Raw genomic sequence first — 15,636 nt, 5'->3', positions numbered from 1 at the left:
GGTGAGCACGGGTGAGGTGGATCGCAGCACGTCGGAGGAGCCCTGGCCGGTCCGGGTGGTCAGCCAGAAGATCGGCGCCTGGATCGCCCGGCTCGGCTGGGTGTGGGTCGACGGGCAGGTGGCGCAGATCAGCCGCCGCCCCGGCGCCAGCACCGTCTTCCTCACCCTGCGGGACCCGTCGGCCGACCTGAGCCTGACCGTCACCACCAACCGGGACGTCCTCGACGTCGGCGCACCGGAGCTGCGCGAGGGCGCCCGGGTGGTGCTGCACGCCAAGCCCGAGTTCTACGCCGCCCGGGGCACGCTGAGCCTGCGCGCCGACGAGATCCGCCAGGTGGGCCTCGGCGAGCTGCTGGCCCGGCTGGAGAAGCTCAAGAAGCTGCTCGCCGCCGAAGGGCTCTTCGACCGGGCCCGCAAGCGCCGCACGCCGTTCCTGCCCAACCGGATCGGGCTGATCACCGGCCGCGCCTCGGCGGCCGAGCGGGATGTGCTCACCAACGCCCGCCGACGCTGGCCGGCGGTGGAGTTCCGGACGGTCAACGTGGCGGTGCAGGGGCCCGGCGCGGTGCCGCAGATCGTCGACGCGCTCAAGGTGCTCGACGCCGACCCGACCGTCGACGTGATCATCATCGCTCGGGGCGGTGGCAGCCTCGAGGACCTGCTCCCCTTCTCCGACGAGGCGCTCTGCCGGGCGGTCTTCGCCTGCCGCACGCCTGTGGTGAGCGCGATCGGCCACGAGACGGACGCGCCGCTGCTCGACTACGTCGCCGACCTGCGCGCCTCGACGCCGACCGACGCGGCCAAGCGGGTCGTACCGGACCTGTCCGAGGAGGTACGCCTCATCGGGCAGGCCCGCAGCCGCCTCGAACGCGCCGTACGCAACCTGATCGACCGCGAGGCGCACCGGCTGGACGCGCTGCGCTCCCGGCCGGTCCTGGCCCGCCCCCAGGTCATGATCGACCAGCGGAGCACCGAGCTGACCCTGCTCCGCCAGCGGGCCGGCCGCTGCCTGCACCACCGGCTCGCCGCCGCCGACGACGAGTTGCGGCACACCCTGGCCCGGCTCCGCGCGCTCTCTCCGGCGGCCACGCTCGACCGCGGCTACGCGATCGTCCAGCGCGCCGACGGGCAGGTGGTCCGGGCCGCGTCCGAGGTGGGCAAGGGCGACCCGCTGCGGGTACGCCTCGCCGACGGCGAGCTGGCGGCGACGGTGGACGGGTGAGCCGCCGGGTCCCGCGAACGGCTTGCCCGAGCCGCGCCGCGAACGACGGTGAGCCGCCCGCGCCGCGGGAAGGCCGTGTGCTGGGATGGAGCCGATGACTGAGCAGACGAAGGCCGGGCCGGACGAGCGGCTCAGCTACGAGCAGGCCCGCGCGGAGCTGGCATCGGTGGTCGAGCGGCTGGAGGCCGGCGGCACGTCGCTGGAGGAGTCGCTCGCGCTCTGGGAGCGGGGCGAGGCGCTGGCGGTGATCTGCCAGCGCTGGCTGGACGGCGCGCGGGCCCGTATCGAAGCCGCCCGGGAGGCCCAGACCCCCTGACCTCGCAGGCCCTGCGCGCCGGAGACGTGGTTGCGGCACCCGCAACGGGTGCCGCAACCACGGCCGCGTGATCGAGGGCTCGGGAAGCGCGGCGGATCAGCTGAAGAGGTTGTACAGCTCGGCCGGGGCCTCGACGACCTGGTCGGGCGCGGGCTTCTGGGCAGCGGTGGCGTTGCCGTAGTCCGAGTAGGTGATCCGCACGTCCTGAGCCTTCTGCTGGCCGGCCGCCGGGATCTGGATCACCAGCTCACTGAGCCGGCCCTGCGCGTCCACCCGAGCGGTGAAGGGCACCGACTTCGCCTGTGGCCCGAGCGCGGTGATCATGGTGGCGTCCAGCGATCCGGCCTCGGCCGCCTTCGACACGTCGATCGTGCCGGCGTAGGCGCCCTCGCCGGTACGCCGTACCTCGGTGACGCCCTGGGTGAGCACCTCACTGCCGGCCGGGTCGAGCCGGTCGAAGTCGAAGCCGAGATTGCGGTTGCCCTTGATCCGGGTCTGGTCGAGGTGCTGGTACTTGCCGAGCTTCAGCGCCTCCTGCCCCGGTACGTTCTGCGCCGCCCGACCGCCGAGGTCGACCTTCACCCAGCTGTCCGGCCGAGCGTGGATCACGTCGAGCGTCATCGACAGGTCGGAGGAGGCGTCCCCGATCGACACCTTCATCCGCGCGCTCTGGCTCGGCTCGTGCACCTGCCCCTCGGCCGTGCTCCCGGCGCCGGTCATGGTGAACCGGAAGTTGCCGTCGCGGATCGCCGCCGTGGAGGCGAGCAGCGCCTGCTTCGCGTCACCGCTCCCCGGCGACGCGCTGCCGGTGGCGGTGGCCGTAGCGGAGGCGATCGGCGAGGCCGCGCCTCCCGGGGCTTCGGCGTTGCACGCGGCGAGGCCCGGGGTGAAGAGCGCGGCAGCCACCAGGCCGGCGCCGAGTCGTCGTCGAACAGTCATCCGTGTCTCCCGAGAGGATCACCCGACGCGGGGCTGGTGCGCCGGAACCGGGCGACGCAGCGATCCACGGCTGCGCCGCGCGAGCCGGTCCGGCCGGAATGCGACCTGCCCGGCTCGCCTCTCCTCTGTTCCCTGCCGACGGGTCGGACAATCGCCCGAGTGTCCGCTTTCCCGGCGAGGCGACCGAGGGGCGATTGCCGGAAGAGACGAAAACGGGGGCGGCAGCGCCGCCCCCGTTCCTCGCGTGCGGCGATTACTTGAGCATCTCGTAGGTCTGCTCGGAGGCCTCCACGACCTTGTCCGCAGCCGGCTTCTCGGCGGCGGTGGCGGTGCCGTAGTCGGCGTAGGCGACCTTGATCTCGTGCGCCTTGGTCTCACCCGCGGCCGGGATCGAGAGCACCAGCTCGCTGAGGCGACCCTGCGCGTCCAGCTTCGCGGTGAAGGGCAGGGACTTGGCCTGAGCCCCGAGCGCCTTGATCAGGTCCTGGTCCAGTGCGTCGGAGTCGGTCACGCCGGAGGCATCGAGCTTGCCGCTGTACGCGCCCTCGCCGGTCTTCTGCACCTCGGTGATCGCCTTGATCATCGTGGCGCTGTCGCCCGGATCGGGCTTCGTCAGGTCGAGGCTCAGCGCACCATCCTGGATCTTGGACTTGTCCAGGTGCTGGTACTTGTCCTTCATGGCGGCCGCGCCGGGAATCATGTCAGCGAGCTCACCGAGATCGACCTTCACCCAGCTCTCCGACTCGATGTAGACCATGTCCAGTCCCATGGTCGAGCCGGAGCCATCGTCGATCTTCATGGTCATCTGGGCGCTGTTGCTGGGCTTGTGCACCAAGCCCTCACCGGTCACGCCGTCGCCGGCGAGGGTGAAGGTGAAGTTGCCCTTCTCGAGCTCCTTGGTGGAGGCGACCAGCGCCTCCTTCGGATCCGAGGGGATGGCCGCAGCGGAGGCGTCGGCCGAAGCACCGGCATCGGCAGACTTGTCGGCGTCCGAGCCGCACGCAGTCAGGCCGGGGACGAACAGGGCGGCGGCGAGCACGCCGAGACCCCACCGTCGAATGTTCACGTCGTCTCTCTTCGCAGTACGGTGTCGCCCGGTCGACCTCACGTCGCCGGGCTGGAGCCGAGGCAGACTAGCCGATCCGACGCCGCCGTGGGGAACGATTCAGCGCAGCGAACCGGCGAGCTCGCGCAGCTCGTTCTCCCGGGCGTCGCCCACCACGATCACCGTGCGACCCGGCTCCAGCAGCACCAGCGCCTGCTCGTTCGCCCGGGCGGTGTACCGCTGCCAGTTCCGCCCGGCCAGCTCGGTCTGCCCCTGCGGCTGGGCCCGATCGGTCAGCTCGGTCGGGATGATCCGCTCGGCGGGCACGCTGCTCTGCAGCAGCTGAGCGCCCTTGCCCTCCGGGGTCACGTAGCCGATCCGCAGCGTCGAGCCGCCCTCCACCGTCTGGTAGCGGGCGTTGACCGTGCGCCACTCCTCGCCGAGCCCGGCCGGCTGGCTCACCGGGAAGGACTTCGCGGCCTGGGCCTGCTCGACGGCGGGCGTCGGGTCGACCGGGGTCGGCTGGTCGCCGCCGAGGAAGCCCCGGTAGAACGCCAGCAGCAGCGCGATCGGGATCAGCAGCACCAACAGCGAGATCGCCATGTCCTTCGGCGACCGGTCGGAGCGGCGTGAGGCGGCGGCCACCGGTGACGCGGCCGGTTCCCGCGAAGCTGTCACCGACGGCTCCGGCCGGCCGGCCTCCGGCGGATCCTGCCGCGCGGCGCCCGCCGGCTCGACCAGGGCCGGCTCCCCGCTCGACGGCATCCGGTCCGTGGCGTCGGCCGGGGTCTCGGCCGGCGGCCCGTCGAGCTCGGCGCGGGCGTCGGCCGGCCCGGGGCCGTCGGTCGAGGTCCGGTCGGCGGGTACGCGGTCGGCAGGCTGTGCGGGTTCCACCCCTCCATTCTCGCAGCCGCCCCGACGGGCGGTATCCGGGCCATCACCGCCCCGCCCCAGCGCCGCGTCGGCGATCGTGTGAGGATCAGCGACATAGCCGGCAGCGGAGCACGCCGCGACGCCCGGCCCACCCCGCACCGTCGCGAGGAGGAGCCGTCATGACGAACACCAGGACCCGCGTTCCGCAGAATCTGGACCGCAACCTCGCCCTCGACCTGGTCCGGGTCACCGAGGCGGCGGCGATGGCCGCCGGCCGGTGGGTCGGCCGTGGTGACAAGGAGGGCGGCGACGGGGCCGCCGTCGACGCCATGCGCAAACTGATCAACTCGATCCCGATGCGCGGCGTCGTGGTGATCGGCGAGGGCGAGAAGGACAACGCCCCGATGCTCTTCAACGGCGAGGAGGTCGGCGACGGGACCGGTCCTGAGGTGGACGTCGCGGTCGACCCGATCGACGGCACCACGCTGATGAGCAAGGGGATGCCGAACGCCCTGGCGGTGCTGGCGGTCGCCGAGCGCGGCGCGATGTTCGACCCCAGCGCCGTCTTCTACATGGAGAAGCTCGCCGTGGGCCCGGCCTACGCGGACGTGGTGGACATCAACGCGGGCGTGGCGGACAACCTGCGCCGGATCGCCCGGGTCAAGGGCACCGACGTCTCCGAGGTGACGGTCTGCGTGCTGGACCGACCCCGGCACAAGGACCTGGTGGAGGAGATCCGCCGGGCCGGCTCGGGCATCCGGTTCATCTCCGACGGGGACATCGCCGGCGCCATCGCGGCGGCCCGGGGCGAGTCGGACGTCGACGTGCTGATGGGCATCGGCGGCACCCCGGAGGGGATCACCGCCGCCTGCGCGCTCAAGTGCATGGGCGGGATGATGCAGGCGAAACTCTGGCCCAAGGACGACGAGGAGCGGGAGAAGGCGCTCGCCGCCGGGCACGACCTGGACCGGGTGCTCTTCACCGACGACCTGGTGACCGGCGACAACTGCTTCTTCGTGGCCACCGGGGTGACCTCCGGGGACCTGCTGCGCGGGGTGCGTTACCGCGCCGGCGGGGCGTACACCCAGTCGATCGTGATGCGCTCGAAGAGCGGCACGATCCGCGTGATCGACTCGTACCACCGGCTGGAGAAGCTGGCGCTCTACTCGGCCGTCGACTTCGACGGCCGCCCCCTGGCCGAGCAGGAGTGAGCGCCGCCACCACCGACCGGCCCGTCCTGCCGGCGACTCAGCGGATCGTCGGGGTGGGGCTGGCGACCCTCTCGGGCGTCGCCGTCGCCGTGCAGTCGCGGATCAACGGCGAGCTGGGCGTACGTCTCCGGGACGGTTTCGGCGCGGCGGTGATCTCCTTCGGTATCGGGCTGCTGGTGCTGCTGGTGCTGGTTCCCGCCTCCCCGACCGGGCGGCGTGGCCTGACCGCGCTGCGGACGGCGTTGCGCGGCGGCGCGCTGCGGCCCTGGCAGTGCCTGGGCGGGGTGTTCGGCGCGTTCCTCGTCGCCACCCAGGGACTCACCATCGGCACGCTCGGCGTCGCGGTCTTCACCGTGGCCGTGGTGGCCGGTCAGTCCGGCAGCAGCCTGGCGGTCGACCGGGCGGGCATCGGGCCGGCCGGCGCGCACCCGGTCACCGCGCAGCGGCTGGCCGGTGCCGCGCTCGCCGTGGTCGCGGTGCTGCTCTCCGTCAGCGACCGGTTCGATCATCCGGACACGCTGGTGTTCGCCGTGCTGCCGCTGCTCGCCGGCGTGGGCATCGCCTGGCAGCAGGCGGTCAACGGGCGGGTCCGCGGGGCCTCGGGGAGCGCGCTCACCGCCACACTCGTGAACTTCACCGTCGGCACCGCGGCCCTGCTCGTCGCGTTCGCCGTCGACGTGGCGGTACGCGGCTGGCCGGCCGGGAGCCTGCCCGCCGAGCCCTGGCTCTACCTGGGCGGACCGATCGGCATCGTCTTCATCGCGCTCGCGGCGGCGATCGTCCGGTTCACCGGCGTGCTGCTGCTCGGCCTGGCCACCATCGCCGGCCAGGTGGTGGGCGCCGTCCTGGTGGACCTGGTCGTACCGACGGCCGCCTCGCACTCGACCCTCACCACCCTGGGCGGCGCGGCCCTCACGCTGGTCGCCGTGCTCGTCGCCGCGCTGGCGCCGTCGCGCTGACCGGCCGCGCACGCCGCTGTGGCCCGGCAGCCGGCCCGGGTCCCTGCTCAACATCACCGGCTCGGTCTCCTCGGCGAGCGCCCGCAGGCCCCGCCCGCGTGGTCGCCCGCCCGGCATCGGGCCACGCGGCGAGGAGCCCGGGCCGCCCCGCGCGCCGGGTCAGGCGCCGTCCGAGGAGTGGCCCGGGAAGAGGTGGGCGCCCGGGTCGATGGCGACCGCCGCGTTGTTCACCGCCGTGGCGGCCTCGCCGAAGCCGGTGGCGATCAGCCGGACCTTGCCCGGGTACTCGGTGATGTCGCCGGCCGCGAAGACGCGGGGCAGGTTCGTGGCCATCGTGCTGTCGACGACGATGTGTCGGCGGTCCAGTCGCAGCCCCCACTCGGCGAGCGGGCCGAGGTCGGCGGTGAAGCCGAGCGCCGCGACGACGGTGTCGACCGGCAGGATCTCCGCCGCCCCGCCCCGTACGGTGATCTCCGCGCCGGTGACCGCGCCGTCGCCGAGCAGCCGGGTGACCTCGGCGTTGACCAGCACCCGGATCGGCAGCCCGCGCACCCGCGCGACGGTGGCGGCGTGCGCCCGGAACTTCTCCCGCCGGTGCACCAGCGTCACCGAGCGAGCCAGCGGGTAGAGCGTGAGCGCCCAGTCGAAGGCGGAGTCACCACCGCCGACGATCAGCACGTCCCGGTCGGCCAGTTCGGCCGGCTGCGGCACGAAGTAGACGATCCCGGCGCCGACGAAGTGGTCGGCGACCGGCAACGGGCGCGGGGTGAAGCTGCCCAGCCCGCCGGTGACGATCACCGCGCCGCAGTGCAGCCGCTCGCCGCCGGCGAGGGCGAGCACCGGACGTTCGTCGGCGTAGGTGAGCTTCTCGGCGCGGGTGCCCAGCAGGTAGCACGGGTCGAAGGGCGCGGCCTGGGCGACCAGGTTCGCCACCAGGTCGCGGCCCTTGACCGACGGGAAGCCGGCGACGTCGAGGATGAGCTTCTCCGGGTACATCGCGGTGACCTGGCCGCCCGGCTCCGGCAGCGCGTCGATCACCGCCACCGAGAGCCCGCGGAAACCTGCGTAGTACGCGGCGAACAGGCCGGTCGGACCGGCTCCGATCACGGCGACATCGACCTCGCGCATGGCGTACCGTCGCTTCCCGCTGGCGGATCAACGCGTGCTGATGTCGACGGTATGGCCCTGGCGCGGCCCGGGGCAAGCGTGTCGCGTGGACGGCGCACGGGCAGGTCACAACGGGTACGCGGGGCGGCGGCGGGATCCGGACGGCGGGGTCCGCAGCCCGGGCCCGGCCTGCTCACGGCATCGAGAAGGTGGACTCCGAGCGGCTGGGGTCGTGCCGGCGGCGCCGGAACAGGATGGCGGCGACCACCCCGCCGAGGAGCCCGAACAGGTGCCCCTGCCAGGAGATCCGCTCGTCGGTGGGGAGGACGCCCACCAGCTGCCAGCCGTAGAGGAGCCCGACCAGCAGGAAGACCGCGAAGTTCCACCAGCTGCGCTCGAAGATGCCCCGGGTGAGCAGGATCCCCAGATAGCCGAAGATCACGCCGCTCGCGCCGACCACCACCGAGTTGGGCGAGCCGGTGAACCAGACGCCGAGCCCGCTCACCAGGATGATCAGCAGGGTGGACCAGAGGAAGCGGCGGGCGCCGGCGGCGAGCACGAACGTGCCGAGCAGGATCAGCGGGATGCTGTTGCTGTAGAGGTGGTCGAAGCCGTGGTGCAGGAACGGTGAGAAGAAGACGCCGTCGAGTCCGTCGATCCGCTTCGGGATGATGCCCGCGGCGGCGTCCAGGCCGAACGAGAGACCCTGATCGGCGACCTCGATGAGGAACAGGAACGGCACCACCGCGCACATCGCCACGAAGGCACGGCCGAGTGCGGCGTAGAACGCCTCGGTGCCGAACCGGTGGGGGTCGTTGCTTCCGGAGAGCAGGGTCACCCCACCACTGCTATCAGTAATCCCGCCCGGCCGCCACTCACGTCCCGGGCCGGGACACGGAAAACGGGGCGGGTGGTGGCCACCCGCCCCGTTCTCGTGCGCTTGCGGATCAGTACCAGCCGGTGCTCTGGGAGTGCGCCCAGGCGCCGCAGGGGGTGTCGTACCGCCCCTTGATGTAGCCCAGCCCCCACTCGACCTGGGTGGCCGGGTTGGTCTTCCAGTCGTCGGCGACCGAACTCATCTTGTCGCCGGGCCTCGCCTGCGGGATGCCGTACGCACCGGACGAGGCGTTGCGGGCCTTGTGGTTCCAGCCGCTCTCCTTGGTCCAGAGCTTGTCCAGGCAGGGGAACTCCTTGATCGGGAAGCCCGCCTTGATCATCTCCGCGCAGCCGATCTTCCGGTTGCCGCTGTACTCCTCGCACGAGGCGGGGATCGGCCCGTCGTACGGCTTCGTAGTCGCGTTCTGGGCCGCCTCGCGTTCGCGCTTGCGGGACGCGGCGGCCTGCTCGGCCCGGCGGGCCCGCTCGGCGGCCTCCTTGGCGGCCTCGGCGGCACGCAGCTTCGCCTGGTACTCCGCGGCGCGCTGCCGAGCGGACTGCACCTGGTGGGCAGCCTGGCGCTCACGCTGGTACTCGTGCTCCGCCTGGTCGACCTCCGCGCTGACCTGCGCGGTCAGGCCCTCTTGCTGGGCTTCCCGGTCGTCGCCCAGGTAGACACCGCCGGCAACACCCACGGAGAGCAGTGCGACGGCGGCCGTGCGGGCACCCAACCGGCTCCACAGCCGACTCACGAAGTGGTCCCTTCGTCGGGGGCAAGGACACGGCGGGTGCCCGGGTCGTCTACGGCCGGGCCGCGCCGTGAGCGCCCCGACCGTCGCCGGTCGCAGCCGACGCACCGGTCTCGTGACAGGCGTGACGAATGATCCCTGACGATCTCTTCGGTGCGTGAGCGCTCGTGGGACACGATCGCGCACGGTGAGGCTGATGGGAAACCAAGAGGCGGATTTGTGACTTGCGCCACAACCAGAATCCGGACAAACTACCATTAAACAGCCATCAAAGCGGACTGTCCTCCAGCAGGTCCGTCACCATGGCCGCGATCGGCGAACGCTCCGAACGGCTGAGCGTCACGTGGGCGAAGAGCGGATGGCCCTTCAACGCCTCGATCACGGCGGTCACCCCGTCGTGCCGGCCGACCCGGAGGTTGTCCCGCTGCGCCACGTCGTGGGTCAGCACCACCCGGGAACCCTGACCGATCCTGGAGAGCACGGTGAGCAGGACGCCGCGCTCCAGGGACTGCGCCTCGTCCACGATCACGAACGCGTCGTGCAGGCTACGGCCCCGGATGTGCGTCAGTGGAAGCACCTCGAGCAGCCCCCGGCCGGTCACCTCCTCCAGCACGTTCTCGTGCACCACCGCGCCGAGGGTGTCGAAGACCGCCTGTGCCCAGGGCGACATCTTCTCCGACTCGGTGCCGGGCAGGTAGCCCAGCTCCTGACCGCCGACGGCGTAGAGCGGACGGAAGACCACCACCTTCTTGTGCCGGCGACGCTCCATCACCGCGTCCAGCCCGGCGCAGAGGGCGAGGGCGGACTTACCGGTGCCCGCCCGACCGCCCAGCGACACGATGCCGACCGACTCGTCGAGCAGGAGGTCCAGGGCGATCCGCTGCTCCGCCGAGCGACCGTGGACGCCGAACGCCTCCCGGTCGCCGCGCACCAGCCGTACCGTCTTGTCCGGCAGCACCCGGCCGAGCGCCGACCCGCGCCCGGAGTGCAGCACCAGGCCGGTGTGGCAGGGCAGCCCCGCCGCCTCGTCCAGGTCAAGCGTCTCACCGGCGTAGAGCTGGCCGATCTGCTCCTCGCTCAACTCCAACTCGGCCATGCCCGTCCAGGTCGGGTCGCTGGCCTGGCCGTGCCGGTACTCGTCGGCGCGCAGACCCACCGAGGCGGCCTTGACCCGCAGCGGCATGTCCTTGCTGACCAGCGTGACCTCCCGCCCCTCGGCGGCGAGGTTCAGCGCCACGGAGAGGATCCGGGCGTCGTTGCTCTCGTTGCGGAAGCCGGGCGGCAGCACCCCGTCGTCGGTGTGATTCAGCTCCACCCGCAGCGTTCCGCCGCTGTCGTTCGCGGGCACCGGCCGGTCCAGCCGGCCGTGTCGCACCCGCAGCTCGTCCAGCATGCGCAGCGACTGTCGGGCGAACCAGCCCAGCTCCGGATGGTGGCGCTTCCCCTCCAACTCGGAGATCACCACGAGCGGCAGGACCACCTCGTGCTCGGAGAACCGATGGAAGGCCGCCGGATCGGAGAGGAGCACCGAGGTGTCCAGAACGAAGGACTGGCCGGCTGGTCGGGGCTCCTCGGCGTCGGCCGGCGCGGTCGCCGCGGTGCGGCGGCTCCGGGTGGCTCGGCGGGTCACGGTGGTCGCGGCCGGGGTCTGATCGGCACCGGCAGTGGTACGGCGAGTCGTCACAGGCCTGCTCCGGCGGATGTGCACCCGGCCATCCGCGTTCCGCCACCGCCGGTGCCCGGGGACACGGGGTCGGATGCGGGCCCCATGCGCGTGGGTCGCAGGTCCGGGCTTGCCGGTTGGCCCGGGAGAACCCCGTGCCATGCCTAGACGCTAGCCGGGCTCGGGCATCCCGGCTAGAGGTTGCAGGTTGCTCTCCGCCGACCGGTACATGAACGGCCCGTCACCGACCCGGCCGTCCGCGCTGCGCACGGCTTGTCGTAGCCCCCTTGCGGCAGCCGGCGCGATCGGGCACGCCGGCTGCCGAGCCGAGGCGGCGGGGCCGGCCGGGATGCATGCCCCCTGCGCGCATCCCGGCCGGTGGGGCCACGGTCACCGGTCTGACGTGACCCCGACGGTGCGTGTCCGCCGCGGACGACGCACCGTGCCTTCGTGCCGGCCGGTCGGCTCGTCGACGAGCCGCTTCGGCCGGCTCAGCCGGTTCGCCTGACCAGGGTGCCGGTGGGGTGCCGCCCGGTGACCGGGGCGGCCGGCGCCGAGAACGACGAGCCGGTGTACGTGGTGCCGGGGCGGGACACCGTCCCGCTCACCCGGATGGTGCTGGGTGCCGGCGCGGACAGCGCCGAGGCGATGGCCGCCTGCGCGTCCCGGCGACGCCGGTTCCAGGCGCCACGGTCGCCGTCGAAGTAGCCCTGCCGGTAGCCGAAGCGGTAGCCGATGCGGTAGCTCAACTGCCCGTGCAGCCGCCCGGCGGCGTAGCTGGCGGCACCGAGCACCAGGACGAGGAAGATCGCGAGGAAGGGGCTCATCGGGCGGCTCCCGGACGCCGCCGGTGCCCCGTCATCGCTCCTCCGGGTCGACCGAGGCCGGATCGGCGACCAGCAGTTGGTCGAGATCGCCGGTGCTGACCTCCTCGACCAGCTCGACACTGATCCGGCAGCAGTCCAAGACCACCTCCGCCACCGACGACCGGCGGATCTCCCCGCCGGACTCGTAGACCCGTACGCTCAGCTCCGGGCAGCCGAGGTGGGTACGCCAGGCGTTCCACTCGGCCCGGTCACCGACGCTCAGCGACAGGTACCGGCATCCCCGGGCGAGGTAGAGGCGCCAGGGGGCGCTCAGGCCGGCGGCGACGCCCTCGGCGATCAGACCGAAGGCCTGGGCCCGCGTCGCGAGTTCGGTCACCACACCCCCCTCGCACCGGGGGCGTGACGCATGTGAGCACCAATCGTCTCAGGCACGTGACACACCGTAGGTTGTCCCATGGGCGTGACAGTATCAGCTTTTCGTCCGTTTACGGCACCACCAATGGTCATCTATTCTGCCCAGGTGGCACCCCTCAGAAGCAGAGCTGGATCGTTGACCGTAAAGCCGAACCAGGCGTCACGTTCACGTGACAACCGCGTGCCAGGGGCCTCGCACCCAGGCGAGTGGCCGTACCGTCACGAGGTGACCGAGACCGCCAACGCACGGAAGATCGCCTTCGCCACCTTCGTCCGGCGCGCGCTCGACGAGGCACGAGCAACCCGGGCCTGGAGCGGCACAGAGGTCTCCCGACGAACCGGCGTCTCCCGGCAGACCATCAACCGCTGGGTGCGGGGCGACTGGGCCAGCGACCCCGAGGCCGAGCGGGTCGTCGCCTTCTGCGAGGGGCTGGGCCTCAACCCGGCCACCGCGTTCGCCGCGCTCGGCTGGGACCGCACCGCCACCACCCCGCACGCCGGTCAGCCCAGCCCGCCGATGGACCCGGACGTGGAGGCGCTACTGCGCCGGCTCGTCGACCCGAACGTGTCGGACGCGGAGAAGTTCCACATTCGAGAAACCATTCGGTACCTCGCTTATCGCCCAACTCTCCCCGTCGATGTCCGAAAGCGCGGGAAACAGGCCGGGTAGTTCCTCAGATAGCGAAAGAACAGCAGGTCAGACTCATTCGTTTCGCTCCGGGGCCGGAACGGGCACGCTAGCGTCCCTATTCGTACTGCTTGGGCTCGTCGTCGGCGGGGGGACGGGACAAGGCCGAACCCAGCCCTGCGGGACAGAAGGAGGGGTCTGTCCATGACCCTGAAATGGTTGGCAGTCGTGGTGGCCGCGGTGTCGATGACACTGTGCGCCACCGGCAACGCGGTGACACTCGTGGTCGACGGCGGGCAGCTTCCCCTGCTCGTCAACCTCTTCGCGCTCACCACCGCCGGCACCGCGGTCGTCCTGGCCGTGCTGGCCGAGCTGCACGAGCGGTTGAACGACCGGGTCAGCGCGCTCACCGAGTTCCTCGTGGCGCGGCTGAACGAGATCGAGTCGCACACGGGCGACCGCAACACCGGCTTCGTGGAGGGCTACCTGCTCAGCCACGGCCAGGACGCGGCCGTCGTGCCGTTCGGACGAAGGGGAAGAGGAGCCGCCGAACGCTGACTCGACGCCTCGCCGAGGGGCCCCGCTCAACCAGGAATGAGCCCACGATGCCGGGGTACGCTGACGCGCGTGCCGCCGTTGAATCTGGGCAACCAGCAGCCAAGGACGCCCGTGAGCGCCGACGACGCCTGGCGCGCCAACGCCGACCGGGCGGCCGGAACCGTGCTCTTCTTCGACTTCGACGGCACGCTCGCGCCCGTCGGTGACGACCCGACCGCGGTCCAGCCCGCACCGAGGGTGCTGGCCGCGATCGAGGCGCTCGCCCCCCTCGTACGACGGATCGCGATCGTCTCGGCCCGGCCGGTGGAGTTCCTCCGCGACCGCCTCGGCGGCCTCGCCGGGGTCGATCTCTACGGCCTCTACGGCCTGGAGCACAGCCACTCCGGCGGTGACACTGTCACCGAGCCGGCCGCCCTGCCCTGGGTGCCCACCATGGCCGAGCTGGCCGAACTGGCCCGCGCCGAACTCCCCGCCGGCACGCTCGTCGAGTTCAAGCGGCTCTCGGTGGCGCTGCACTGGCGCACGGCGCCGCGGCTCGGCGAGGCGGTCCAGGAATGGGGCCAGGCCCAGGCCGACCGGCTCGGGCTGCGGGTGCAGGGCGGGCGGATGGTGCTCGAACTCAAACCCCCGGTCGACCGGGACAAGGGCATGGTGATCGGCGAGGCGGTCCGCGACGTGGACACCGCGTGGTACTTCGGCGACGACGTCTCCGACATCAAGGCGTTCGCCGCGCTGCGGGCCCGTGCCGCCGCAGATCCGGCCTTCCTCGGCATGTGCGTCGCGGTCGCCAATCCGGAGACCGGTCAGGAGGTGGCCGACGCCGCCGACCTCACCATCGACTCACCCGCCGCGCTCGGCGACTTCCTCGCCCGGGCCGCCCGGCACCTGGCCTGAGCCCCGCCGCGCGACGGTCAGCCGCCGAAGCGCCGCTGGCGGTTCGCGTACGAGCGCAGCGCGCGGAGGAAGTCGACCTGCCGGAAATCGGGCCAGTTCAGCTCACAGAAGTAGAACTCCGAGTGCGCCGACTGCCAGAGCATGAACCCGGAGAGGCGCTGCTCGCCACTGGTCCGGATGACCAGGTCCGGGTCCGGCTGACCTCGGGTGTAGAGGTGCTCGGCGATGTGCTCGACGTCCAGCCCCTCGGCCAGCTCCTCGATGCCGCCGCCGGTGGCCGCGTGCTCCAGCAGCAGCGAGCGCACCGCGTCGACGATCTCCCGCCGTCCGCCGTACCCGACGGCGATGTTGACCTGGGCCCCACCACTACGATCCCGGGTACGCTCCTCGGCCGCCTTGAGCGCGGCGGCGTGGTGCGCCGGTAGCACGTCGAGCGCGCCGACCATCCGCAGCCGCCAGGGGTTGCCCTCCTCGGCCAGCTCCGTGGTGAGGTCCTCGATGATCTGGAGCAGTGGATCCAGCTCGGCGGCGGGCCGGGTGAGGTTGTCGGTGGAGAGCAGCCAGAGTGTGACGTGACCCACGCCGGCCGCGTCACACCAACGCAGCAGCTCCTTGATCCGCTCGGCGCCCATCCGGTGGCCGTCGTTCGGGTCGACGAAACCCATGTCCCGGGCCCACCTGCGGTTGCCGTCGCACATGACGCCGACGTGCCGGGGCACCGGCTTACCCACGAGCTTCGCCTTGAGGCGCCGCTCGTACACGGAGTAGACAAGGTTCCGCAGAGACATCACCTAGCAGCGTAGCGACCTGCCGGAGGCATCAGCGCCGCGGAGCCTCATCCCGCGCCGGGAGTCCGATCCCAATCATCGCTAGGGTGCGGGCGTTCAACCGCCCGTCGCCCAGTCCGAGCTCCACGACGCTCCGGTAGACCCGTTCGTCGCGCCGGGCCGCCCGGACCGCCGCGTCCACCACCCGCCGTCGCCGGGCCAGCCACGCCGCCAGTGAGCTGTGCCGCAGGTGGGTGCCGAGCCGGCGACGGAGCGAGTCGGTGTAACGCCGGACGGCCCGCTCCGGCGCGCGGGCCGCCGCGGCGCCCGCCAGCGCCCCGGAGAGCAGGGCGTAGAAGATCCCTTCCCCGGTGAACGGATTGATCAGCGAGAGCGCGTCGCCGGCCAGCAGCACCCGGTCCCGGCCGGGCGCCGGGCGGTGCGTCGACAGGGGCAGATGATGCGCCCGCAGCCCCTCGACCCCGGCCGGGTCGGTCCCCGGCAGCAGCGTGGCGAGCCGGTCGAGCAGGTACGCCCGGCTCAGCGGCTCTCCCCGCAGCACCTCCCCGTACCCCACGCTTTCTCTTA

17 protein-coding genes and 1 pseudogene are annotated in these 15,636 nt (G+C 72.3%); 7 read left to right on the top strand and 11 right to left on the bottom strand.

Annotated elements, in window-relative coordinates; genetic code table 11:
* Position 1 precedes the first annotated feature (1 nt).
* A complete protein-coding gene (xseA, locus tag E1211_RS22295) occupies positions 2 to 1,222 on the top strand; it encodes an exodeoxyribonuclease VII large subunit (protein ID WP_207915470.1) in 1,221 nt (406 codons plus the stop codon).
* A 94-nt stretch (positions 1,223 to 1,316) separates the two neighbouring features.
* Entirely contained in the window at positions 1,317 to 1,538 is a 222-nt protein-coding gene (locus E1211_RS22290; RefSeq protein ID WP_132350956.1) for an exodeoxyribonuclease VII small subunit, read from the top strand.
* A gap of 96 nt (positions 1,539 to 1,634) precedes the next feature.
* Here E1211_RS22290 and E1211_RS22285 read toward each other — a convergent pair whose 3' ends face one another.
* The 3 genes from E1211_RS22285 to E1211_RS22275 form a co-directional block, all read right to left on the bottom strand.
* The gene (locus E1211_RS22285) at positions 1,635 to 2,477 is read right to left on the bottom strand and encodes a hypothetical protein (protein ID WP_132350955.1); all 843 of its coding nucleotides are present in this window, start codon (positions 2,475 to 2,477) and stop codon (positions 1,635 to 1,637) included.
* A gap of 253 nt (positions 2,478 to 2,730) precedes the next feature.
* Positions 2,731 to 3,516, bottom strand: coding sequence for a hypothetical protein (locus tag E1211_RS22280; protein ID WP_243709641.1), 786 nt, complete (start codon positions 3,514 to 3,516; stop codon positions 2,731 to 2,733).
* Between the two features lie 126 nt (positions 3,517 to 3,642).
* Positions 3,643 to 4,416 carry a DUF4245 domain-containing protein gene (locus tag E1211_RS22275; RefSeq protein ID WP_132350953.1) on the bottom strand — a complete coding sequence of 258 codons (774 nt, stop codon included), beginning with the start codon at positions 4,414 to 4,416 and terminating at the stop codon, positions 3,643 to 3,645.
* A 158-nt stretch (positions 4,417 to 4,574) separates the two neighbouring features.
* Here E1211_RS22275 and glpX point away from each other — a divergent pair, with 158 nt between their 5' ends.
* Together glpX and E1211_RS22265 are read left to right on the top strand one after the other, a co-directional pair.
* Positions 4,575 to 5,606, top strand: a complete 1,032-nt coding sequence (glpX, locus tag E1211_RS22270; protein ID WP_132350952.1) for a class II fructose-bisphosphatase — start codon at positions 4,575 to 4,577, stop codon at positions 5,604 to 5,606.
* A gap of 26 nt (positions 5,607 to 5,632) precedes the next feature.
* On the top strand, positions 5,633 to 6,565 hold the full coding sequence (locus E1211_RS22265) for a DMT family transporter (RefSeq protein ID WP_132350958.1): 933 nt from the start codon (positions 5,633 to 5,635) through the stop codon (positions 6,563 to 6,565).
* 159 nt (positions 6,566 to 6,724) lie between these two features.
* Here the strand turns inward: E1211_RS22265 and E1211_RS22260 are convergent, their stop codons facing one another.
* The 6 genes from E1211_RS22260 to E1211_RS22235 all read right to left on the bottom strand — a co-directional run bounded on the left by E1211_RS22260 (position 6,725) and on the right by E1211_RS22235 (position 12,163).
* The gene (locus E1211_RS22260) at positions 6,725 to 7,693 is read right to left on the bottom strand and encodes an NAD(P)/FAD-dependent oxidoreductase (RefSeq protein ID WP_132350951.1); all 969 of its coding nucleotides are present in this window, start codon (positions 7,691 to 7,693) and stop codon (positions 6,725 to 6,727) included.
* A gap of 172 nt (positions 7,694 to 7,865) precedes the next feature.
* Entirely contained in the window at positions 7,866 to 8,510 is a 645-nt protein-coding gene (locus E1211_RS22255) for a rhomboid family intramembrane serine protease (protein WP_132350950.1), read from the bottom strand.
* Positions 8,511 to 8,619: 109 nt separating this feature from the next.
* A complete protein-coding gene (locus E1211_RS22250) occupies positions 8,620 to 9,300 on the bottom strand; it encodes a lytic transglycosylase domain-containing protein (protein ID WP_132350949.1) in 681 nt (226 codons plus the stop codon).
* A 265-nt stretch (positions 9,301 to 9,565) separates the two neighbouring features.
* Positions 9,566 to 10,981, bottom strand: coding sequence for a PhoH family protein (locus E1211_RS22245; RefSeq protein ID WP_132350948.1), 1,416 nt, complete (start codon positions 10,979 to 10,981; stop codon positions 9,566 to 9,568).
* A 470-nt stretch (positions 10,982 to 11,451) separates the two neighbouring features.
* Complete coding sequence (locus E1211_RS22240; RefSeq protein ID WP_132350947.1) at positions 11,452 to 11,787, bottom strand: hypothetical protein; 336 nt, start codon at positions 11,785 to 11,787, stop codon at positions 11,452 to 11,454.
* 31 nt (positions 11,788 to 11,818) lie between these two features.
* A complete protein-coding gene (locus E1211_RS22235) occupies positions 11,819 to 12,163 on the bottom strand; it encodes a hypothetical protein (protein ID WP_132350946.1) in 345 nt (114 codons plus the stop codon).
* A 264-nt stretch (positions 12,164 to 12,427) separates the two neighbouring features.
* Here E1211_RS22235 and E1211_RS22230 point away from each other — a divergent pair, with 264 nt between their 5' ends.
* From E1211_RS22230 to otsB, 3 genes are all read left to right on the top strand, one after another.
* Positions 12,428 to 12,871, top strand: coding sequence for an XRE family transcriptional regulator (locus tag E1211_RS22230; protein ID WP_132350945.1), 444 nt, complete (start codon positions 12,428 to 12,430; stop codon positions 12,869 to 12,871).
* Positions 12,872 to 13,033: 162 nt separating this feature from the next.
* Positions 13,034 to 13,387: a hypothetical protein gene (locus E1211_RS22225; RefSeq protein WP_132350944.1), complete on the top strand. Its 354-nt coding sequence runs from the start codon at positions 13,034 to 13,036 to the stop codon at positions 13,385 to 13,387.
* Positions 13,388 to 13,456: 69 nt separating this feature from the next.
* A complete protein-coding gene (otsB, locus tag E1211_RS22220) occupies positions 13,457 to 14,281 on the top strand; it encodes a trehalose-phosphatase (RefSeq protein WP_132350943.1) in 825 nt (274 codons plus the stop codon).
* A gap of 17 nt (positions 14,282 to 14,298) precedes the next feature.
* Here the strand turns inward: otsB and E1211_RS22215 are convergent, their stop codons facing one another.
* Positions 14,299 to 15,069: an isoprenyl transferase gene (locus E1211_RS22215; protein ID WP_132350942.1), complete on the bottom strand. Its 771-nt coding sequence runs from the start codon at positions 15,067 to 15,069 to the stop codon at positions 14,299 to 14,301.
* A 31-nt stretch (positions 15,070 to 15,100) separates the two neighbouring features.
* Positions 15,101 to 15,636 (bottom strand): annotated as a pseudogene (locus E1211_RS22210) (geranylgeranyl reductase); the annotation flags it as partial.

Source organism: Micromonospora sp. 15K316 (assembly GCF_004348525.1).
Taxonomy (GTDB): domain Bacteria; phylum Actinomycetota; class Actinomycetes; order Mycobacteriales; family Micromonosporaceae; genus Micromonospora.
The sequence above is the reverse complement of the archived record's forward strand: the minus strand, read 5'-3'. Positions and strand labels throughout refer to the sequence as shown.